Here is a 22,795-nt window from a genome sequence, read left to right as displayed (position 1 = left end):
AAACTTATGCGTTCATTTTTTATCTCACTTCAATCCGAATTTTATAAATCGCGTAAAACTTTAGCTTTTTGGAGTTCTATTTTATTGCCTCTAATTATATGTTTTGCCATCGCTCTGGGCTTCATCTTTAAATACGAAAACCTTGTAAAACACCCACCACAAATACTTTGGTTCTATTTCCTATCGCCTATTGTAGGCATTATGGGTTCACTGTTGTTGCCAGTATTGGTGATTTATAATACTTACGCCGTTACCAATATGGAGTATAAAGGCGATACTTGGAAAAGTTTATTTTCTTTGCCCCTGCCTAAATTATCCATTTATTCGAGCAAGTTTCTATACGTTATCTTCCTTACTTTTTTAACCATGTTGCTATTTGCAGTGCTGATTATCGTATCAGGACATGCAATAGAGCTTTTTAGACCACAATTAAAATTTGGAGATTTTAACCCTAGCGAAATCATCTTCAGGTCATTTACCAAAATGTTCCTCTCCTCAATAGGCATTATCTCCCTTCAGTTTTTAATGAATTTGATGTGGAATGATTTCCTTAAACCTTTTGGATTGGGATTTTTATTAACGATAGTTGGCTCTATCTGCGCAAATGTAGGTTGGAAATATGCCATTTATCTGCCTCATGCATTTCCAAGCTTAACAGTGATGAACATCATGAGTTCTAAAAAGGGCATAGAATTTGGTGTTTTTGACCAAGCTATTGCCAATAGCTTGATTTGTGGCGTAGTTGTATTTATATTGGGTTATTTCATCCTCTTAAAGAGGAATATTAAATAAAGATTTTTTAGTTTAGTTTTAGTTAATTATGAAAAGGCGGCTGGTTACCGCCTTTTTGCTTTATCTCACCGGCTTTGGAATTACGACTAAGCTTTCGTGGCCATTTTCATCTACAGATTGTACACCGAAATAATAGTTATCTTTCGAATAAGCCAAAGTTGCTTGGTTTTCTTTCACGAAGAACTTACGCTCCCAAAATGGACTGGTAGTTTCCCTCATTAACACATAGTAGCCATAAGGCGATTTTCCCTTTGGTGCTTCCCATTTTAATTGCGTTTTGTTAGTTAAGCCAGAAGTAACAATCCCTACATTTTCGGGTTCTTGTGTAGACAAACCTAAATTCGCCATTACCGACATATTCATACGAGTTACTTTTTGCAGATAGTTATAATCTACGTATTCTGGCAAATCGCCAAATTTAAAGCCATTTTCTGTTCTCACATCTTGATGTTGCCGATTGAAATCTTCGTTCATCTCGGTTACCCTAACCGCAGCAAAACCTTGTTGCGAAAATGGTGTATGGTCGCCACCACGTAAGTACCTATCTCTACGGTAGATTAGTTTAACATCCAGCTGGTCTACATAACGTTCAGCTACTTCTTTGATATACCTCGCCGCCTGTCTAGCTTTGCCATCATTTTCTGTTCCTGCCGCCAATCTAGCCGCAGCTTGTTCCTTGGTTTCTGAAGCTGACACACCTTCACTAAAGACCCTTACACTTTTGTTATCTTTAATATCTGTTTCCATTCCGTAAGAATTACCAACAATATCATTGTTCATTAGTAAATGAACATTCCAGCCTTCTTCTTTTGCTCTTTTAGCTAAGTTTGCGGCACCATACAAGCCTTGTTCTTCTCCCACAAAAGCTACAAAAACCAAAGTATTGCTAAATTTTTGCTTGCTCATTACACGAGCCATTTCCATTACCGCAGCTACCCCAGAAGCATCATCGTTAGCACCAGGTGCAAAATCTCTAATATTCATTACGTCCGTAACTCTAGAGTCATAATGACCAGAAACCATCAGCATTCTCTTATCGTTTGGATCAGTCCCAGGCAAAACAGCCATTACATTTTTTAGTGTTACCGATTCTTTGATTCTCCTTCCATCTGCCGGCTGCAAAAAGGTATCATAAGAAACCTGTAACCTTCCACCGCTTTCGGCAGCGTATTTCTCAAACTCACTTTTAATCCAAGCTCTCGCAGCTCCAATTCCTTTGGTTTTACTAAGGGTATCGCTCAGCGTATGTCTGGTATGAAAAGAAACCATTTTCCTTACTAAAGTCTCCAAATTAGTTGCCGAGACCTCATTCAACATAGAGACAATTGTGGGGTCTTTAACCTCAGTTCGTTGAGAGAAGCAAGTTTTAGCAGTAAAAAAAGATAGATAGATAACGAAGGTGAGTTTTAGGTATTTCATGTGTTTAGTTTGCGTTGTAAAATTCTTAATAGAAAGTTACAAGTATTTTTCTTTAGCTGTAAATTCACGCTTTATTGTTACTTAACCTAATAAACAATTTATGATAAAGAAATTTACCATTGGCGCATTAGCCTTTGCAGTTTCGTTTAACGCTTTTGATGCTATGGCACAAGAAGCGGTAAATAACGAAGCTGTACAAAAGATCAGAAAAGAAGGATTAGAAAACTCGAAGGTAATGGATATTGCTTTCCAGATTACTGATGTAATTGGTCCTCGTTTAGCCAACTCTCCAGGTATTAAAAAAGGCAGAGATTGGGCAGTTAAATACTTCTCAGACCTAGGCCTTAAAAACGCAAAACAAGAAACTTGGGGTGATTTTGGTAAAGGTTGGTCGGTAGAGAGATACTACGCAGCTACAACCGCTCCATTTTACAGACCAATTATTGGCTACCCTAAAGCTTGGACACCTGGTACTAATGGACCAGTAAAATCTGAAGTAATTTTAATCAAAGCTGATACCGTAACCGATTTAGCGCAATATAAAGGGAAATTAGCTGGTAAGATTGTGGTGATCGAATCAGTAATGGTACAACCACTAAAAAATTCTTACACACCAGACGTAGTTCGCCATACGGACGAAAAATTAGCCGAGATGGCTGCTGCAGAACCAGCTGCTCCAGGTCAAGCTCGTCCAGGTGGTCGTGGCGGCAATAATCAAATGGCAATGATGATGCGTATGCGTCAAAACAGAGCTGCTATTAACGAAGCCCTACAACAAGAGAAAGTTGGCTTAATCTTAACTTATGCTCGTGGTAACTACGGAACTTTCTTTACTAGCAATGGTGCTTCTTATGCGGTAGACGCTAAACCTGTTGCTCCAGAATTAGAAGTTTCAGCAGAAGATTTCTTACACATCTTACGTTTGTTACGTGCTGGTCAAAAAGTAGAGGTTGAAGCAGAAGTAAAAACAACTTTCTACGCTGATGATGCAAAAGGCTATAATGTCATTGCTGAAATTCCAGGTACGGACAAAAAATTAAAAGATGAAATTGTAATGCTTGGTGCACACTTTGACTCTTGGCACTCGGGAACTGGCGCAACAGATAATGCTGCTGGTTCTATTGTAATGATTGAAGTAATGCGTATCCTAAAAGCTATTGACTTTAAACCAAAAAGAACGATTAGAATTGCACTTTGGGATGCGGAAGAGCAAGGTTTACATGGTTCTAGAGGTTATGTGAAAAAACATTTTGCAGACCCTACCAAAATGGAATTATTACCAGAACACAACAAGTTAAGTGCTTACTATAACTTAGATAATGGTACGGGTGCTGTTCGTGGTATTTATTTACAAGGTAATGCTGGTGCAAGAGATATTTTCCAAGCTTGGCTAAACCCATTCGCAGATTTAGGTGCTAAAACGGTAACGATTAATAACACTGGTGGTACCGATCACCAAGCGTATGATGCTGTTGGTTTGCCAGGGTTCCAGTTCATCCAAGATCCTATGGATTACAACACTCGTACACACCATACCAACCAAGATACTTACGACAGATTAGTGGAAGACGATTTGAAAAAATCAGCAACGATTATCGCTTCATTTGTGTATCACACTTCGGAGCGTAGCGAGAAAATCCCTCGTAAAGAATTACCAAAACCGGTAGCTCCTAGAAACTAGGATTTTTAATATTCAACCACATAGAAACATAGGTTGACTACTATGTTTCTATGTGGTTTTTTAATATAGACAATACCTATAAGAGATAAAAAAACTATAATTTATTCTGATAATCGCAGTTAAAACACATCCAAAGCTAGCATTATACTAGCTCAATTTTAAATCGAAAGACTGATGCCTGTCTGGAATCTCTACATTTTTAAAGCCTACAGCCTGAAGTTTATCCTTAAAAACCTGCTGCACTTCGTACTCGCCATGCACTAAAAATAACTGTTTCACTTTGCTAGCATCCTGAGTAGATAGAAACTGTAGCAAATCATTATAATCGCCATGCGCACTCATCGATTGAATACTACGTACCTCCGCATGTACGGTAAATCTATCACCAAATATTCCTACTTCTTGCGCTCCTGCTTTAAGTCTTCCTCCCAACGAATTTGGCTCACAATAGCCTACTAGCAAAATGGTATGTTTAGCATCGCTGATACAATTTTTGATGTGATGTTTTACTCTTCCAGCTTCGGCCATGCCAGATGCAGAAATAATAATACATGGTTCTGGATTTGCATTTAGTGCTATCGAATCTTCTGCACTTTCAATGTAATGCAATCGTTCAAAATCAAATGGATTATCGTCTATTTTCATGATATCCAGCACAGCATCATTAAAGCCTTCTGCATGATTTTCTACAATGGCGGTTGCCTTAGCAGAAAGCGGACTATCAACATAAACATTCACTTTTGGCAAACGGCCTTCCAAATCTAAATTATTAAGTACATACAAGATCTCTTGCGTTCGCCCAACGCTAAAAGCTGGGATGATTACTTTTCCTTTCTTTTCTACACAGGTTTTAACCACTACATCCAATAAAGCCTGTGCAGTAGGTTGCGCATCTTTGTGAAGTTTATCTCCGTAAGTAGATTCCAACAAAATGTAATCTGCCTGTGGAAATGGTTGAGGTGGACGTAGCAACAAATCACCATATTGCCCAACATCGCCACTAAAACTTAAGCGACCAACCTTACCTTGTTCTGTAATAGTTAAATGCACCGAAGCACTGCCAATAATATGTCCGGCATCTACAAAACGTAAAGTAACGCCATCTGCGATAGTGACATCTTGCTCATAGTCTACCACTTCAAAGAAAGATACCGCCTTTAACACATCTTCTTCTTCGTACAATGCTTCCTCTAAAGGCAAACCTCTTTTCGCCAGTTTCTTGTTTTTGTATTTTAAATCTCCAGCTTGAATTTTGGCAGAATCTAACAATAAAATTTTAGCTAATTCTTTGGTAGCCGAAGTACCATAGATTTTTCCTTTAAAACCTTGTGCTACCAATCTAGGAATTAAGCCACTGTGGTCGATATGCGCATGAGATAGCACCAATACATCCACTTCCGAAGCGTTAAAACCGAATCGTTCATTTAGTTCCTCTGTTTCCTGTCCCATCCCCTGAAACATTCCGCAATCCAATAGTATTTTAGTTCCATTATCAAGCGTTAGCAAATGCTTACTGCCTGTTACGTTTCTTGCTGCACCGTGGAAAGATATTTTCATAATTAGCTTTTTTTACCAATGATAAGTATTTGTTTCAAACATTCAAATAAGCCACAAATACACAGATTTAACAATTTCACACCAATTGAACTACTAAAAATCATTTGTTTATCTGTGGCTTAACAAAAAATAAAATCATTAAATATTTTTAAAACTAAAAATTTAGTTATAGCTTAGTATTAGATATCTAACTTAATTCAGTGTATTGCAAGACCTGAATAAACAACATCAAAAAAATGGAAATTAAAGATTTAACTAAAGCAGAAGAACAGATAATGCAAGTGTTATGGCAATTAGAAAGCGCTTTTGTAAAGGAAGTAATTGATCAACTGCCTGAGCCAAAACCAGCCTACAATACCGTTTCTACCATTATCAGGATATTAGAGGTTAAGGGCTTTATTGGTCACGAAGCTTTTGGAAAATCACACAAATACCATCCATTGATTTCTAAGGAAGAGTACAAAAAACATGCTACAGAAAAGTTGCTAGGCAATTATTTCGAAAATTCGGTAGAAAGCATGTTCTCATTTTTCGTGAAAGAAGAAAAACTCGACCTAAGCGATGTTGACGAGATTTTAAAAATGATTAACAAATTCAAAAACAAACCAAAATGAGCTGGTCACATTATTTGCTGCAAGTAAATATCTATTTGGTGGTATTTTATGCATTCTACAGGCTGCTACTGGCTAAAGAAACCTATTTTGTGTTCAATCGCATCTATTTAATAGGTGCTGGAATTTTCTCTTTGACTATTCCGTTTATGCAAATTGAGTGGTTCGGCAAGCAAGCAATTAGTCAGCAAATTTATGTGCAAGTAAGTCAAATTAACGACATCATTACCCAACCTATTACTGCCGCCCCTGTGCAGCATGGTTTTAATTGGGGCTTATTGATAGCAGGTATTTACTTAATTGGCACATTCTTTTTCACCGTACGTTTCATTTTACAGCTTTACGCTGTAAAAAAAATGCTGGAGGGTGTTAAAAGTGGTTTGGCGTTCTCCTTTTGGAAGCAAAAAGTAGTTGCCCAAAACCTACCAGAGGTTGCTACAGTAAATCATCATGAAGATATCCATATTAAACAGTTACATACTTTCGATGTTATCTTCTTCGAGATTTTAGGCATTATCACATGGTTTAACCCAATCATCTATTTGTATAAAGAAACCGTTAAAAGCATACATGAATATCTGGCAGATGAAGCCGCCGCTAAATTTCAAGGCGACAAAGAAACATATGCCATATTATTGCTTAATCAAGCTTTCGGAGTAAATACGAACAAGCTTACCAACGGATTTTTTAAGAAATCGATGGTTAAAAAAAGAATTTTTATGCTTTACAAAGAAAGATCAAAAAAAACAGCAATACTAAAATATGGGATATTTGTACCGCTGTTCGCTGCCGCATTGTTGCTGTCATCTGCAACTATTAGCAAAAATGAACAAATTTTGGCTACAGCCGAGAACATAAAACTAGAAGATGTTAAGGAAGTAGTGGCAGAAGTATTAGAACTTCCCAGCGAAAAAACCGTAAATATTTCTATTTCTCCCGAAACAAAAGTTAAACCCCCAATAAACAAAGCCAATACGAACGATGGAACTGAAGGTTTTTACAAATTCTTAGGAAGCAACATTAAATATCCATCTACCGCAGCAGAAAACAATGTACAAGGAAATTTAATAGTAAGTTTTACGGTAACCAACAAGAAGCTAGAAAACATTATAGTAGATCCAAAACTTGGTTACGGAGCAGATGAAGAGGTTTCAGTAAATTTAGCTAAATATCAAGGTAATGCCCTAGCTAATGGAAATTACAGCATGAAAGTTGAATATAGGCTCTCGGGATCTCCAACTAAAATATTAAACGAAAGCATTGTTGCGAAAACGGGCTACACTGCCCTAAACACAGTCACTATAATTGGTTATGCAAAACCAGATCCCGAAAATCAGATTTATAGCTTCATAAGTATCGAAAACCCTCCGACTTACCCAGGCGGAATGGATAAGTTTTACAAATTTTTAAGCAACAACATCAAATATCCCGAAGAAGCCAAAAAACTGAGTATCCAAGGTAAAGTATTTGTATCATTTGTTGTAGAAAAGGACGGTTCATTGAGTGATATCAAGATCGACAGAAAGGTGGGTTATGGCACCGACGAGGAAGCTGTCCGAGTTTTAAAGTTAAGCCCGAAATGGAATGCCGGTTTAAAAAATGGAACGGCTGTTAGGGTAAAATACAACCTTCCTATAGCGTTTACACTTAATCAAAAAAGTGTAAACCAAGAAGCAGTTCAAGACAACACGGTTTATTCTTTTGTCTCGATGGAAAACCCACCTCAGTTTCCTGGCGGCATGACGCAGTTTTACAAGTTTTTGGGCGACAATATCAAATACCCAGAAGAAGCCAAAAAATCAGCTATCCAAGGCAAAGTATTTGCATCTTTCACTATAGAAAAAGACGGTTCACTAGGTGATATCAAAATAGATAGGAAGTTAGGCTATGGCACAGATGAAGAAGCTATAAGGGTATTAAAACTTAGCCCTAAGTGGATAGCCGGCACACAAGATGGCAAGCCTGTTAGGGTAAAATACAATCTCCCAATCGGTTTTGTAAACAACAAGGGATAAATACCAATAGCAAACAAGTACTTAACAAAAGCCCTCCCGAAAAAATATCGGAAGGGCTTTGTTATATCTCCTCTGTCTCGGACAATTAAAGTTAAATAATTAATTTCAATTTTACGAATTTACTATGCTAGCATACAAGTAATTACCGATTTTTCAACTATAAGCTTTCGCAAATCGATAAGTGAATTGCCAAGAGGAACGCTAAAGTTTTGCAGCATAGCTTAAATTAGGATTGGAACACTTATAGAACACGACTCCTTCAATCATAAACCTTATTGCAGCGGTATACTTTTTGGCTGTCATCCTGAGCTTGTCGAAGGACAGACAAAAAGATATAGCGGAAAGAAGGGCTAGCATAAATTGTAGCGCTATTATTGCTTTTCAAAAAAACAAAAACATTAAGAAATTAAGGAAAATTACGCTTAACTCTTCTTAATGCCTTAATGTTTAAACAAAAAAAAAGCCTGCAAACTTTCGCTTACAGGCTCTTAAATATTTAAAAGTCTCCGCCGAGGCGGAGATTTAGGGGTTTAGTTTTTACTACCGTTTGCTTTACGTAATTGCTCTGTTAAGAAGATTTTGCGCAAACGCATGCTTTGAGGAGTAACCTCAATATACTCGTCAGCTTGGATATACTCCATACATTCTTCTAACGAGAATTTAATTGCTGGTGCAATACGAGTGTTATCATCAGTACCAGAAGCACGCATGTTAGTTAACGCTTTTCCTTTAACAATGTTAATTACTAAATCGTTATCACGAATGTGCTCGCCTAAGATCTGTCCTTCGTAAATATCCACGCCTGGATCTACAAAGAAACGACCTCTATCTTGTAATTTATCAATAGAATAAGCGGTAGTTGTACCTTTATCCATAGAGATTAATACACCATTTAAACGACCAGGAATTGTACCTTTCCAAGGCTCGTAAGCTTTGAAACGGTGTGCCATAATTGCCTCACCAGCAGTTGCAGTTAATACGTTGTTACGTAAACCGATAATACCACGAGAAGGGATTTCGAATTCTAAGTGTTGTAAATCGCCTTTTGGCTCCATAATTAACAACTCACCTTTACGTTGAGTTACCAATTCAATTACTTTACCAGCAACATCACCAGGTACATCAACAATTAATGTCTCAACTGGCTCATGTTTCTTACCGTCAATTTCTTTAACAATAACCTGTGGCTGACCTACTTGCAACTCGTAACCTTCACGACGCATCGTTTCGATCAATACCGATAAATGGAGAATACCACGACCGTAAACTAACCATGAATCTGCACCTTGAGTTTCAACAACTTTTAATGCCAAGTTTTTCTCCATTTCCTTCATCAAACGATCTTTGATACGTTGTGAAGTAACCAATTTACCTTCTTTACCAAAGAAAGGTGAGTTATTGATGGTGAACAACATGTTCATTGTAGGCTCATCAATGCTAATTACTGGTAATTGCTCCGGATTTTCGAAATCAGCAATAGTATCACCAATATCAAAACCATCAATACCTACAACAGCACAAATATCGCCAGAACTTACTTCTGTAGTTCTAACTTTACCTAAACCTTCAAAAGTATATAATTCCTTTACTCTAGATTTCACCAACTTACCATCACGTTTAATTAACGTAACAGGTTGGTTTTCTTTAATTGTACCTCTATGTACACGTCCAATTGCAATACGACCTACGAAAGAAGAATAATCTAACGAAGTAATTTGCATTTGTAAGTTACCATCATTAATTGGTGCTGCAGGAATGTGTTCTACAATAGCATCCAATAATGGGAAGAAGTTATCTGTAGGTTGTTTGTAATCAGTGCTCATCCAACCATTTTTAGACGAACCGTAAATTACAGGGAAATCTAACTGCTCTTCTGTAGCTTCTAAGTTAAAGAACAACTCAAAAATTTGCTCATAAACCTCTTCTGGGCGACAGTTTTCTTTATCAACTTTGTTTACAACAACAATTGGTTTTAAGCCTAAAGCCAAAGCTTTTTGTGTTACGAAACGAGTTTGAGGCATTGCACCTTCAAAAGCATCGCATAGCAAAAGTACACCATCAGCCATTTTCAATACACGCTCTACCTCACCACCAAAATCGGCGTGACCAGGAGTATCAATAATGTTGATTTTAACATCTTTATATTTTACCGAAACGTTTTTAGAAACGATGGTAATACCACGTTCACGCTCTAAGTCGTTGTTATCTAGAATTAAATCTCCAGTTTGCTCGTTATCACGAAAAATAGAACAGGCATGTAAAATTTTGTCTACCGTAGTAGTTTTACCGTGATCTACGTGGGCTATAATAGCTATGTTTCTTATCTTTTGCATTGTATGCGATTGTATTTTAGGGCGCAAAGGTAGTAAAAAAACCTTAAAACCGAAAGAAAAACGACTAGCAAAATGTGTTAAGTTTTTGTAAATCAATTGTATTACTAATCGTCTATAACAGCCACACTTTACACTTCTATCTTTTGTTTTCTTAATCCGTCATTTTCAAATGCGGCGAGAGCTGAAAGAAAGCCAATACAAATCTCTAAAGTTAAATGCACCCATACAATATGCTTATCTCTGTGTTCGTGACTCCACAGCAAAAAGCATTTTAGACTTAAATGAGTTCAAGAGGAAAAAACCAATAGATGAGATTAGTGGAAAATAGACTACATGCTTTAAAACGCAGCAAAAGCCATAAAGTCAAATAAATGTCAAAAAATATTTTATTTAAAACAATATTAAATTATATTAGCACCACTAAACAAACAACATATTACCAGATACTTATGAATGAAGGCGTTTCTCAAAACTACGCTAAACTGAAGTTATCCGCAGTTTTTCTGCCTATATTTTTATTAATTTCAGTCGTCGCTTTTTTATATATTAAAAATGCGCTGAACGTTAATGCTTATTCGACAGTTCAAAAAGAACTTTTTATATCACTTAATTCAAAACTATCTCAATTTCCGAGCATACAGTATAACTTAACTCAATTTGGAGATGCACTTGTTTTCTTCTCCTTTTTAAGTATTTTTATTATATATGCTCCTAAAATCTGGGAAGCTTTAATAGCTTCATCTCTTATATCTCTGCTATTATGCTGTCTATTAAAAAACATATTTCACGTACCAAGACCTGCGGCAACTTTAGATAACGATAGCTTTGTAATTATTGGAGAAACACTTGCTAGCAACAATAGCCTGCCTTCTGGCCATTCTATTACGATCTTTACTTCACTAACCGTGTTGATGTATGCATTTATGCCAAAAAAATTTAAATACAAGTTTTTTTGGTGTCTTTCGATAATTACACTAGGGCTAATTCTTGTAGCTACGAGGGTAGGCGTAGGCGCACACTACCCTATCGATGTAATTGTTGGAAGTATTATTGGCTATATCTTAGGACTTATTGGTATTTTCGTGAGTCGAAAGTACAGCTTATTGACCTGGGTAAGCAACAAAAAGTACTGTCCAATTTTTATTGCATTGTTTTCTGCTTGCTGCTTTCTACTTGTAAACAGGCTAATTCATAATAATTTGATAATTTATTATTTTTCGTTAGCTAGTTTACTTACAACACTATATATCATTACAAATGCTCAAGTTAAAAATCAATTTAAGCTTAAACCATTACGTACTAATAATAAGCTTTCTTAATTTTTTATTATTCCACTATCCATTTTTTTCCTTCGTTTTTAATAATCTAAATTATAAAAGTATCAACGGTATTTTAGTCATTGTTAGTCTGGTGATTTTAATGCTTGTTTTAAATGCACTTGTCTTTTACCTTATATTTTTCCTGTCTCGCATTGTAGGGAAGTGGTTATTGGTGCTATTTTTTATTTTAAATGCGCTTGCCGTTTATTTCGTTAACACTTATGGTGTGATTATAGACAAAAGCATGATTGGCAATATACTTAACACCAACTTTCAAGAATCGAGTAGCTTTTTTTCTGTGAAGTTGATTATTTATTTGGTGTTGTTCGGTGTACTTCCCAGCATTTACATTATCAAAACCAAAATTATAAATGTAAGCTTAAAAAGGTTTGCTATAAACTCTTCACTTACCTTATTATTTGTTGCGGTTTTAATATTTGCCAATGCAAGTAATTGGCTATGGATTGATAAAAACTCGAAAACGCTGGGCGGATTAGCGATGCCTTGGTCGTACACTGTAAATATCTCTCTACACTATATTCACGAATACAAAAAGAATAAAAAAGAAATATTACTGCCCGATGCCAGCATAAAAGACAACAAAAAATCTGTGGTGGTTTTGATTATTGGGGAATCGGCCAGAAGCCAAAATTTTTCTTTGTATGGATATAACAAAAACACCAATCCTTTACTATCTAAAGAGAAAAACCTGTTCAGTTTTAACGCAACTTCTTGCGCAACCTACACTACAGCTGGTGTAAAATGCATTTTAGAGCACCAGAACACTGGCGATTTATATGAAATTTTACCAAACTATCTCTACAGAAACAATGTAGAAGTGATTTGGAGGACTACGAATTCGGGAGAACCTCCAATACACATCAAGAACTACCAAACTGGAGAAACTTTATCAGCAGATTGTAAAGGAAATAATTGTGGTTACGATGAAGTTTTGTTGACGGGATTAAAGGAACAGATATTAGCCAGCAAAAAAGATAAGATATTGATTATTTTGCACACAAGCACCAGTCACGGGCCCACTTACAGCAAAAAATACCCGCCACAATTTGAAACTTTTAAACCTGTTTGCAACAGTGTTGAATTAGGAAATTGTTCTCACCAAGAGCTGATTAATGCTTACGACAACACAATTGTATACACGGACTACATCCTTCACAATGTAATTGAAAACCTAAAGCAGTTAAAAGATTACAGTAGTGCAATGCTGTTTGTTTCGGATCACGGAGAATCTTTAGGAGAAAAAAACCTGTACATGCATGGCCTTCCTTTAAGTATTGCTCCAAAAGAACAATTTGATATTCCGTTTATTGTTTGGCTATCTGAAAATTCGAAACAACTTAAACCAAATAGGGCGGTATCTCAAAACCATGTCTTTCATAGTACCTTGAATTTTCTAGGGATAGAAAGTCCTGTTTATGATGAAAACCTTAATATTTTTAAATAAAAACAGGCATCCAATTGGATAAAGCTGGCTTCACTATGTTAGCTTTATCCAATCTTCATAGCTAATTACGCCGAGTTCCGGCTTACCGTCTCCTTCTAGCATCGCTATAAACTCCAGATCGTGACCATCGGGGTCTTTAAAGTAAATAGCTACTGCTGGCATCCAAGCAAATACCATCGGTTTCTCATTTCCATTCTTCAAAAAATTGTAGGGCTGTAAGTTTCTCTCTTTCAAAAACGCCACAGACTTATTCACCACATCATCCACATCGCATCTAAATGCAAAATGACGAATATCTATTTCGGCTTTTGGCTTCTCCCATAATCCCAACATCGCTCCCTTAGGTTCGCCTACCCAAAAGAAGGCCACTTTACGTTCATCGTTATACCCACATTCGGTTAATCCCAATACATTTTTATAAAAATCGACAGACCTTTCTAAATCTTCTACAAAGATGTGCGTTTCAAATAATCCTTTAATCATGAAACGAAGTTACAGTTAAGGTAAGCGAGAAGAAAATCACTTCTTTCAATCTATTCATCAAGAAAATCTATGATTGAATTGAGTTCGAAATTATAATATCAAACTTCTACTTTATAAATCAGAGACTTTAAAAGATTAATATCTCAGACTTTTGCTTCATCATTTAAGTTAAAAGAAATCTTAAAAAACATTAACCGTGAATTCTTTCCAATCAAAACTTATAATTTCTAACAAAATGAATAAATTATTAATTTTTCTAGTTCTTTTTGGCTTACACTCGGCAAGTAGCTACGCACAGAAAAAAATCCTATTCGTCACCTCAAGCCAGAGCTTTTACGGAAACACAAAAATAAGTGCGTCAAACCACTTTCAAGAAATTGTTGTTCCTTACGATGTATTTACAAAAGCGGGATACACTGTCGACTTCGTAAGCCCAAAGGGCGGCGCAATTCCCATTGGATATATCAACTCTTCTGACAGCATTCAGAAAAAGTACTTGTATGATGGTTTGTTTATGGACAGATTAAAGCACACGAGGAAACCAACTGAGATTATTGCTGATGACTATGCCACAATTTTTTATGGTGGTGGCGGTGCGGCGATGTTTGGAGTAGCAGAAAATACCAATATTCAGAATCTTGCAAGACAGATTTTCGCAAACAACGGAGTAGTTGCCGCTATTTGTCACGGCACAGCAGGCTTAGCTTATTTAAGAGATGAGACGGGAAAATCACTTTATGGCGGCAAAAGAATAACGGGCTTTGCAGATAAATTTGAAGACAAAAATGAAGAATACTATAAAGCATTTCCATTTGCCATAGACCAAGCCATCACTAACAATAATGGCAAATTTGTACATTCCAACAAACTGGGAGATGGTTTTTATGTAGTAGATGGCAGATTTGTGACTGGACAAGACCCAAGTTCGGCTTCAAAAATGAGTATAGAAATCATCAAGCTCATTGAAAACAAAAAAATTGGAGTGGAACAAGAAACCGTTAAAAATCTAGACAAGGTTTTCGCCGAATGGGATAACGCTCCCACCAAACTAGGTGTAGCAGCAGGTCTTATAAAAGGTAATCAAATCATTTATCAAAAAGGTTTTGGAAGTGCAGATTTAACACATAAAAACCTAGTAAACGCAGACACTAAATTCCAAATTGGAACTATGTCTAAGCAATTTACCGCTTTCGCTATTTTATTTTTGGAAGAAAAGGGCAAGTTATCTCTAACCGATGATGTACACCAATATATTCCTCAATTACCTGATTTCGGGCATAAAATCACCATTAAGCACTTGCTAAGCCAATCTAGTGGATTACACGATTTTTTAGCTCTAAAAGAAATTGCAGGTTGGAGAGATAAAGATGTTTTTACACAAAAAGATGCTTTGAATTTAATTTTCCAACAAAAGAAACTTGATTACACCCCAGGAACCAAATTCTCACAGACTTCATCGGGACTTATTTTATTAGCAGAAATAGTGAAACAGGTAACAGGGCAAACGCTAGCAGCATTTACTCAGGAACATATTTTTACGCCTTTGGGAATGAACAATACTTTGTTTCATGATGATAATGAATTGATCATACCTAATGTTGCCGTTTCATATCAAGTCACCAATAATGGTCCTAAAAATAACCCCATCAATTATTCTATTGTTGGCACCACCAATCTTTACACTTCGGCTTCCGATTTAAACCGTTGGTATCTCAACTTCGAAAACCCAAAGGTAGGGAGCAAGAAGCTGATAGAAAAACTAACTTCTCCGGTAACTTTAGATGATGGAAAAACCACTTTTAATCCAACTGCAGGAAGATTACTGTACGGACAACAATACCTTCATGCAGAAAGAGGTGTTCCTAAAATTTGGACCTATGGATTAGAAGGCGGTTATGCCAGTAATATTTTCATATTCCCAAATCAAAAAGTAACCTCGTTTGTACTCGGAAGCAACAACAGGTACAACGGTGGGCTTGCGATGAACATGGCCATTGAAGTGCTTGGAGATATATTTCCAGAGCCACCAACTATCGACTTTAGTAAGATAAAAACCTTTAAAACATCTGCGCAAAAACTAGACAGCTACTCCGGATATTACTGGGATAACGAAAGAATGACTGGGCTTAGCATGTTGGTGAAAAATGATACTTTACGCTATCATGTATTGGGCAACACCTATGAAAATCTATTAGTTCCAATTGCAGAAAATGTTTTTCAAGTAGTAATTGACGGGGACGACGTGATGAAGGTTAAATTCCATAAAGAAGGCAACAATTTGAAAATGATTTATACTTCTGGCGAAAGCGATGAATTTACGTACGAACGCTATACCCCTAAAACATACTCGCCAACTGATTTAGATGAATTTGTAGGCACTTATTATTGCAAAGCTTTAAACGTAAGTTATATTTTAGATAAAAATGAAAAAGGCTTATTTACAAGCAATAAAAATCAACCGAACATCAGTCTAAGTCCTATTCAGTTAGATTTGTTTCTAAGTAGCGCCAGAAATTTGGGAGGTATTCACTTTATAAGAGATAAGCAACAAAAAATCACAGCATTTCAAATCAATTCTGACAAGATTAAGAATTTACTTTTTGAAAAAATCTTGAACTAATTAGGTTAGCTGATTTACGGAATCACTTTGTTTGCTCAAACTGAAACCGAAGAAAACCACTTAATTTCAATCTTTTTATCAAGAAACAGAGTATCATATAAAAAGAAACGGGGACTTAGCATACCGCCTTGTCCCCGCCATCTAAATTAACGCTCTCAGTAATATAAACTCATTTACATTGGCTTTATTATATCTGAGTTAATTTTTTTTAAAATAAATATTAGCATTAGCTCAAAAATAAAAAAGCCTCGACTAGCGAGGCTTCCTTGCATATAATCAAAACGAAAAACTATGGCATTAGAACAGCATCAATCACATGGATTACACCGTTAGATTGGTTTACATCAGCAATGGTTACCTTAGCATCATTACCTTTAGTATCTCTTACGTATAAATCTTTTCCTTTAGTCCAAAAAGTAAGGTTGCCACCTTCAACAGTTTTCATGGTTGCTTTACCATTTCCTTTTTTAACAGCTGCCCAAACATCTTTTGCACTATAATTACCTGCCAATACATGGTAAGTTAAAATCTTGGTTAATGTTGCTTTGTTTTCTGGTTTAACTAAAGTTTCTACGGTTCCTTTTGGCAATTTATTAAATGCTGCATTAGTTGGCGCAAATACAGTGAATGGTCCTTTAGAAGATAATGTTTCTACTAAACCTGCAGCTTTTACCGCAGCCACCAATGTAGTATGGTCTTTAGAGTTTACCGCATTTTCTACAATGTTTTTGCTTGGATACATTGCTGCTCCGCCTACCATTACTGTTTTTTCTTTAGTAGCTTTTTGCGCCACGGCCACATTTACAAATGCTAAGCTTAATGATAATGCACCTAAGGCTACAATTTTTGTTAACTTTTTCATGATGTTTAATTTTTATGGTTATTTGTTCTTTCTATACCTACACTTACGGAAGCGGATTGGCATTCGGTTTTTAATCTCTAAAGTTTTTTTAGGAAGTAGCCGCAATGGTTAGTTTAAAAGAGTAAGATTAACATAAAAGCATTTTCATTTAATAGAAGCTAAAAATCTCCAAACCAAACAAAAAAGAACTATCAACTCCATATTTGTCATTCTAGAGGTAGTCTCTACAAGCATTTGCAAATACTTAATCAAAAACAATTTTAAAAAAGTGCTTAGCTTTCAGTTATTTTTCTATTTTTGTTTAAAGCATTTTAATTTTTTGAATAATCAACTAAAACTGTCCGAACAAGAAATCATCTCGCTGTTATTGCAACAGAACGAGAAAGGTTTCAATTATCTATATGATAATTATTCGGCAGCTATCTACGGTATAATCACCAGAGTTGTAAGTGAAAAAGAATATGCTGATGAAATTATTCAAGATGTTTTTGTAAAAATTTGGAAGAACATCGCACAATTTGATTCAGAAAAAGGTCGTTTATACACTTGGATGATTAATTTAGCAAGAAATACAGCTATAGATTACATCAGGTCCAAAGGTTTTCAGAACGAACAAAAAAACCAAAGTATCCCAGACTTCGTAAATGATAGCGAACAATATGCAACAGCAGCTAATGTTGACCATATTGGAGTGAAAGAAGTTTTATCACAATTAAAAGAAGAATGGAGAGAATTAATTGACCTTGCCTATTATAAAGGATATACCCAACAAGAAATTGCCGAAAGGCTTGATATACCCATAGGCACAATTAAAACGAGAACCAGAAACGCATTAATTGAGCTAAAAAAATTGTTAAAAGACCACAGGTAAAAATTGGATATTAAAGAATACATATCGTCTGGCATTATAGAAGCCTACGTAATGGGCTTAGCTTCTGAGGAGGAAACACGCATATTGGATTGCATCCAAAGCAACAACCCAGAGGTTAAGCAGGCTATCTTAGACGCACAAAATACCCTAGAGGATTTTGCGTCTCAGCAAGCTATTGCCCCACCGCCAGCGCTTAAGTCGGCAATATGGGCTAAAATTTCCGAAGAAAACCAAGAAAACAATGAGATTGAAGAAAGTGTAGTAGAACCAGTTACCACTCCTCTTTATCCATCACAAAGTATTGAGAACAACAAAGCTCCTTTAAAATGGTTTGCTATTGCTGCAACTATTTTATTAGTGGCCAGTATTTCTCTAAACCTTTACTTCAACAATACGCAGAACAGCATCAAAGAACAGTTAGCTACTTTAACAACTGCTCAAAAAAATAACGAACTTGCTTATCAAGATTTGAAAAGCAAATGGGACTTAGTGAATAGGCCTAACGTTAAAACTATTCCATTATTAGGGGTAGAAAAACATCCTGATATGAAGGCCGTAGTGTATTTTGAGCAAAATTCTAACGATGTTTATTTGGCTTTAGAAAACCTTCCGGTTGCACCACAAGACCAACAATATCAATTATGGGCTATTGTAGATGGCAAACCAGTAAGTTTGGGCGTATTTGACCAAAATGCGGCAGCAAGCGTACAAAAAATGACTGCCGTTACATCGGCACAAGCCTTTGCCATCACCTTAGAGAAACGTGGCGGAGTAGCTTCTCCTACGATGGAGAATATGTATGTGATGGGTAAAGTTTAAGTTTACTTAGCAAAAGCCCATTCCAAAAACTTCGGAAATGCCTTGCCCCAAGTAGGTACGTCGTGCTTTCCTCCAACCATTTCATAATAGAAGATATCTTCTGGACGTTTATATCCTTTTTTCATCAATTCTTTGATTACATCGATGGTATCGTCAATAGAATCGATAATAAAGTTCTGATTACGGTCTGCCTTCTCATCATCAGTTCCGGTCATCAACCAAAATTTAAGGTCTTGTTTGGATGAACTTTCTGCAATCATTTCATGAAGAATACGGTCATCTTCTGTGTAACCATCACTCAAATCCTTTTTTCGCCACCAAAAAGAGCCAGAAAAAACACCAGCAATATCAAAAACATCGCCATGGTTCCAAGCAATATCGAAAGCTGTTAATCCTCCCAAAGAGAAACCTGCAAAAGCTTTTTTACCGTTAATAACCACACCTACCTGCTTCTCGATAAACGGCAATAGCTCTGCCAGCACAAAATGCGTATACAAATCCGCTTTGCTACCTCTGTTTTTAAAATCAGGGCGATTGGCAACTCCATATTCTAATAGTCGCTCCTCTCCCGCCTTAATTCCTACAACAACTACGGGTTCGATTTTCCATTTACTATAAAGTGTAGAGATATGATCCTCTAGTTCCATTTGCGATAAATCTTGTCCGTCGTTTACCAGAAGTAAATTTACGGTTTCGTTGCCCAGTAAATTCTCTGGAGCATATACATCCACCTCAACAATGCGTTGAAGCGATTTCGATTTGATATGATAGGTAGTTTTGATAACGAATTAATATAAGGTATATATGAAGAAACGTCTTTCGACATTTTTTATTTGTTTGCAAAGGTATTACTATCTAAAAAAATAGACAACTTATAGGTCTAATTACTTGTTAAAATATTTCCGCGATATTTTTGTCCTTGAAAATGATTTACTTACCTTAAAGCATCTAATTATTATGCCCATGAGAGAAGAACTAAAAAAATGGTACAGTCCGAGCCTAAATAAAGACATAGAGACGCTGGTTTTTGGTCACAGTGGTTATCCAATCATTCTCTTTCCCACAAGCATGGGTCGTTATTACGAGAACAAAGATTTTAAGCTGATTGAATCAGTACAGAATTTCATTAACGAAGGTAAAATCAAGATTTATTGCCCTGACAGCATCGATGCTTTAAGCTGGTACAATAAGAATATCCACCCCGCGGAACGAGTAAAAAACCATATTTGGTATGATAAGTTTTTACTGGAAGAATTATTGCCTTTAGCTAAAAGTGACACTGGCAGAGACAAAGTGATTACTGCTGGCTGTAGCTTTGGCGGCTATCATGCTGCTAACTTCGCTTTTCGCCATCCTTGGGCCGTTAGCCATGTATTTAGTATGAGTGGCGCCTTTGATATTACTGGTCAGTTGGATGGATTTTACAACGATGATGTTTACTTTAACAATCCCGTAGATTATCTCCCTAATAACATTAACCCAGAACTTTGGCAACTAAAAATTGTTTTAGGAACATCAGACAGAGACATATGCAAACCAGACAACGAAAGGCTCTCGGGCATTTTGCAACAAAAAGGAATTGACCATTGGCTAGATATTAGACCGAATGCAGACCACGACTGGCCAATTTGGAGAGACATGTTTCCTGAATATGTTTACCAACTTTAAAAGTGGTCAGGAACCAGTGGTTAGGAATCAGTTAACAATTAACCAAATACACAATTAAACGGTTAACCCATATTTCAAATACTTACAAACATATAACCCCAATGAAGAAAATAGGAATTTTATTTGGCCAAGAGCGTTCATTTCCTCAAGCATTTATAGATAGAGTAAACCAAAAAGCAGTAAAAGGTATTACTGCAGAATTTGTAAAAATCGATAAGGTTTTTCAAGCAGAGCAACCAGAATATGCGGTAATTATCGACCGTATTTCACAAGATGTACCTTTTTATCGTGCCTATTTAAAAAATGCTGCAATGGGCGGTACGGCCGTAATCAACAACCCTTTTTGGTGGAGTGCCGATGAAAAATTCTTTAACAATGCATTGGCAGAAAACATTGGTGTGCCAGTACCAAAAACAGCTTTAATTCCTTCAAGGGAACATCCGGATGATACTACCGATAAATCTTTTAGCAACTTGGTAATGCCATTTGATTGGGATGCCATCTTCGAATACACAGGCTTCCCTGCCTACATGAAACCTTTTGATGGTGGAGGCTGGAAAGAAGTTTACAAGCTGAGTAGCAAGGAAGAATTTTTCGAAAAACATAGCGAAACCAAACAAACAGTAATGATGTTGCAGGAGGAAATCATCTTTGATGAATACTTTAGATGTTACTGCATTGGCGGAAAACATGTGCGCATCATGCAATACGAACCACGTAATCCGCATCACTTACGTTATGTAGTTGATGGACCAAAACCTAGTGCTGAGCTTTTAAAAACCATAGAAGAATACACATTAAAACTGAACCAATACCTAGGATACGACTTTAACACGGTTGAATTTGCAGTACGCAACGGCGTGCCTATCGCTATCGACTTCTGTAATCCAGCTCCAGATGCCGCCTTAGAAAGTGTTGGCGAAGAAAACTTTGAATGGGTAGTAGAAACTGCGGCCAATTATGCTATTGAGAAAGCTTTAGCACAAGAATTCGGCAAAGATAACCTTACTTGGGGTAGCTATGTAAAATCTGGCGCAGCTGGAACACCACTTGTTTCTAAAACAGCTAAATCAGTTGCAAAACCTGCCAATACTAAAGAAAAGCCTGTAGTAAAAGCGAAAGCAGCAGCGAAAACAAGCACTAAAAAATCAACCAAATAACCTTCAATAAGAACTATCTATGAACGAATTTACCTTAGGGATTGAAGAGGAATATATGATTGTTGACCCTGTAACAAGGGAATTAACCTCTCATGACCAAAAAATAGTAGAAGCTGCACAGAAAATCCACAAAGATCAAGTAAAGGCAGAGATGCACCAAGCTGTGGTTGAAGTGGGCACTGGAATTTGCCGAAATACCGACCAAGCCAGAGAGGAAATCTCTCAATTGCGCAGAACCGTAGCTGAGTTAGCAGGCGAGCAAGGTCTGCGCATTGGTGCTGCTGGCACTCACCCTTTCTCGCATTGGGAAAAGCAATTGATTACCGAGCATCCTCGATACAATGAAATTGTGAACGAATTACAGGAAGCAGCTAGGTCTAACCTAATTTTTGGCCTACATGTTCACGTAGGTTTTCAATCTAGGGAATTGGCGATACATATTGCGAACCAAGTGCGCTATTTTTTACCTCACGTTTTTGCGCTTTCTACCAACTCTCCATTTTGGGAAGGCAGAAATACGGGCTACAAATCTTTCCGTACCAAGGTTTTTGATAAGTTTCCACGTACAGGTATTCCAGACATTTTCAATAGTATCGAAGACTACGATAACTATGTAAAACTGTTGATTAAGACGAACAGCATCGATAATGCGAAAAAAATCTGGTGGGATATCAGGGTACATCCATTCTTCGAAACCATTGAATTTAGAGTATGTGATTGTCCGATGCTGATTGATGAAACGATGGCCTTTACAGCATTATTTCAAGCTTTATGTGCCAAATTGTACAAGTTGCGTTTACAGAATCTAAACTTCATTTCTTACAGTAGAGCGCTTATTAACGAGAACAAATGGAGAGCTGCCCGCTACGGAATTGACGGAAATTTGATAGACTTTGGTAAGGAAATGGAAGTAAATTGTAGAAATTTGGTGCTTGAATTGTTAGACTTCGTAGATGATGTAGTGGATGAGTTGGGCAGTAGAAAGGAAATCGAATATGTACACACTATTTTAGCCAACGGTACAGGAGCCGATAGACAGTTAGCGGTCTTTGAACAAACTAAAAGCTACGAATCTGTAGTAGATTACATCACTACGCAAACATTAATCGGTGCTAAATAA

General features: G+C 36.6%; 18 protein-coding genes. 12 read left to right on the top strand and 6 right to left on the bottom strand.

What is annotated here, in order from left to right; translation table 11 throughout:
- Positions 1 to 6 precede the first annotated feature (6 nt).
- Positions 7 to 792, top strand: coding sequence for an ABC transporter permease (locus tag CRO54_RS18995; protein ID WP_097133652.1), 786 nt, complete (start codon positions 7 to 9; stop codon positions 790 to 792).
- Positions 793 to 852: 60 nt separating this feature from the next.
- On the opposite strand, the gene CRO54_RS18990 is transcribed toward CRO54_RS18995, so the two are convergent.
- Positions 853 to 2,211, bottom strand: coding sequence for a M20/M25/M40 family metallo-hydrolase (locus tag CRO54_RS18990; protein ID WP_097133651.1), 1,359 nt, complete (start codon positions 2,209 to 2,211; stop codon positions 853 to 855).
- Positions 2,212 to 2,311: 100 nt separating this feature from the next.
- Here CRO54_RS18990 and CRO54_RS18985 point away from each other — a divergent pair, with 100 nt between their 5' ends.
- Positions 2,312 to 3,892, top strand: a complete 1,581-nt coding sequence (locus CRO54_RS18985) for a M28 family metallopeptidase (RefSeq protein ID WP_097133650.1) — start codon at positions 2,312 to 2,314, stop codon at positions 3,890 to 3,892.
- A gap of 147 nt (positions 3,893 to 4,039) precedes the next feature.
- On the opposite strand, the gene CRO54_RS18980 is transcribed toward CRO54_RS18985, so the two are convergent.
- Entirely contained in the window at positions 4,040 to 5,449 is a 1,410-nt protein-coding gene (locus CRO54_RS18980) for an MBL fold metallo-hydrolase RNA specificity domain-containing protein (RefSeq protein ID WP_097133649.1), read from the bottom strand.
- 236 nt (positions 5,450 to 5,685) lie between these two features.
- Between CRO54_RS18980 and CRO54_RS18975 the strand changes: the two genes are divergently transcribed.
- Complete coding sequence (locus CRO54_RS18975) at positions 5,686 to 6,063, top strand: BlaI/MecI/CopY family transcriptional regulator (RefSeq protein ID WP_097133648.1); 378 nt, start codon at positions 5,686 to 5,688, stop codon at positions 6,061 to 6,063.
- Positions 6,060 to 8,075 (top strand): M56 family metallopeptidase, encoded by a 2,016-nt coding sequence (locus CRO54_RS18970; RefSeq protein WP_097133647.1) that lies wholly within the window; start codon positions 6,060 to 6,062, stop codon positions 8,073 to 8,075. Before CRO54_RS18975 ends, CRO54_RS18970 begins: the two co-directional genes overlap by 4 nt.
- A gap of 530 nt (positions 8,076 to 8,605) precedes the next feature.
- On the opposite strand, the gene typA is transcribed toward CRO54_RS18970, so the two are convergent.
- Positions 8,606 to 10,408 carry a translational GTPase TypA gene (gene typA / locus CRO54_RS18965; protein ID WP_097133646.1) on the bottom strand — a complete coding sequence of 601 codons (1,803 nt, stop codon included), beginning with the start codon at positions 10,406 to 10,408 and terminating at the stop codon, positions 8,606 to 8,608.
- Positions 10,409 to 10,779: 371 nt separating this feature from the next.
- On the opposite strand from typA, the gene CRO54_RS18960 reads away from it, so the two are divergent.
- The gene (locus CRO54_RS18960) at positions 10,780 to 11,727 is read left to right on the top strand and encodes a phosphatase PAP2 family protein (RefSeq protein WP_240775153.1); all 948 of its coding nucleotides are present in this window, start codon (positions 10,780 to 10,782) and stop codon (positions 11,725 to 11,727) included.
- Positions 11,666 to 13,192, top strand: coding sequence for a phosphoethanolamine--lipid A transferase EptA (gene eptA, locus CRO54_RS18955; RefSeq protein WP_097133645.1), 1,527 nt, complete (start codon positions 11,666 to 11,668; stop codon positions 13,190 to 13,192). The genes CRO54_RS18960 and eptA overlap by 62 nt, the downstream gene beginning before the upstream one ends.
- A 33-nt stretch (positions 13,193 to 13,225) precedes the next feature.
- On the opposite strand, the gene CRO54_RS18950 is transcribed toward eptA, so the two are convergent.
- A complete protein-coding gene (locus tag CRO54_RS18950; RefSeq protein ID WP_097133644.1) occupies positions 13,226 to 13,675 on the bottom strand; it encodes a VOC family protein in 450 nt (149 codons plus the stop codon).
- Between the two features lie 235 nt (positions 13,676 to 13,910).
- Here CRO54_RS18950 and CRO54_RS18945 point away from each other — a divergent pair, with 235 nt between their 5' ends.
- Positions 13,911 to 16,295 carry a serine hydrolase gene (locus tag CRO54_RS18945; protein ID WP_097133643.1) on the top strand — a complete coding sequence of 795 codons (2,385 nt, stop codon included), beginning with the start codon at positions 13,911 to 13,913 and terminating at the stop codon, positions 16,293 to 16,295.
- Positions 16,296 to 16,584: 289 nt separating this feature from the next.
- Here the strand turns inward: CRO54_RS18945 and CRO54_RS18940 are convergent, their stop codons facing one another.
- Entirely contained in the window at positions 16,585 to 17,157 is a 573-nt protein-coding gene (locus tag CRO54_RS18940; protein ID WP_097133642.1) for a fasciclin domain-containing protein, read from the bottom strand.
- 319 nt (positions 17,158 to 17,476) lie between these two features.
- On the opposite strand from CRO54_RS18940, the gene CRO54_RS18935 reads away from it, so the two are divergent.
- Together CRO54_RS18935 and CRO54_RS18930 are read left to right on the top strand one after the other, a co-directional pair.
- A complete protein-coding gene (locus CRO54_RS18935) occupies positions 17,477 to 18,028 on the top strand; it encodes an RNA polymerase sigma factor (RefSeq protein WP_097133804.1) in 552 nt (183 codons plus the stop codon).
- A gap of 3 nt (positions 18,029 to 18,031) precedes the next feature.
- Positions 18,032 to 18,847, top strand: coding sequence for an anti-sigma factor (locus tag CRO54_RS18930; protein ID WP_097133641.1), 816 nt, complete (start codon positions 18,032 to 18,034; stop codon positions 18,845 to 18,847).
- Between the two features lie 2 nt (positions 18,848 to 18,849).
- On the opposite strand, the gene CRO54_RS18925 is transcribed toward CRO54_RS18930, so the two are convergent.
- A complete protein-coding gene (locus CRO54_RS18925) occupies positions 18,850 to 19,611 on the bottom strand; it encodes an alpha/beta hydrolase (RefSeq protein ID WP_276329158.1) in 762 nt (253 codons plus the stop codon).
- Positions 19,612 to 19,810: 199 nt separating this feature from the next.
- Between CRO54_RS18925 and CRO54_RS18920 the strand changes: the two genes are divergently transcribed.
- The 3 genes from CRO54_RS18920 (at position 19,811) to CRO54_RS18910 (ending at position 22,795) form a co-directional block, all read left to right on the top strand.
- Complete coding sequence (locus tag CRO54_RS18920; RefSeq protein ID WP_097133639.1) at positions 19,811 to 20,515, top strand: esterase family protein; 705 nt, start codon at positions 19,811 to 19,813, stop codon at positions 20,513 to 20,515.
- A 101-nt stretch (positions 20,516 to 20,616) separates the two neighbouring features.
- Complete coding sequence (locus CRO54_RS18915) at positions 20,617 to 21,675, top strand: ATP-grasp domain-containing protein (RefSeq protein WP_097133638.1); 1,059 nt, start codon at positions 20,617 to 20,619, stop codon at positions 21,673 to 21,675.
- 19 nt (positions 21,676 to 21,694) lie between these two features.
- The gene (locus CRO54_RS18910) at positions 21,695 to 22,795 is read left to right on the top strand and encodes a carboxylate-amine ligase (RefSeq protein WP_097133637.1); all 1,101 of its coding nucleotides are present in this window, start codon (positions 21,695 to 21,697) and stop codon (positions 22,793 to 22,795) included.

This window comes from Pedobacter xixiisoli, assembly GCF_900215335.1.
GTDB lineage: Bacteria > Bacteroidota > Bacteroidia > Sphingobacteriales > Sphingobacteriaceae > Pedobacter > Pedobacter xixiisoli.
Note: the sequence above shows the minus strand (reverse complement) of the source record. Positions and strands in the feature narration are given on the sequence as shown.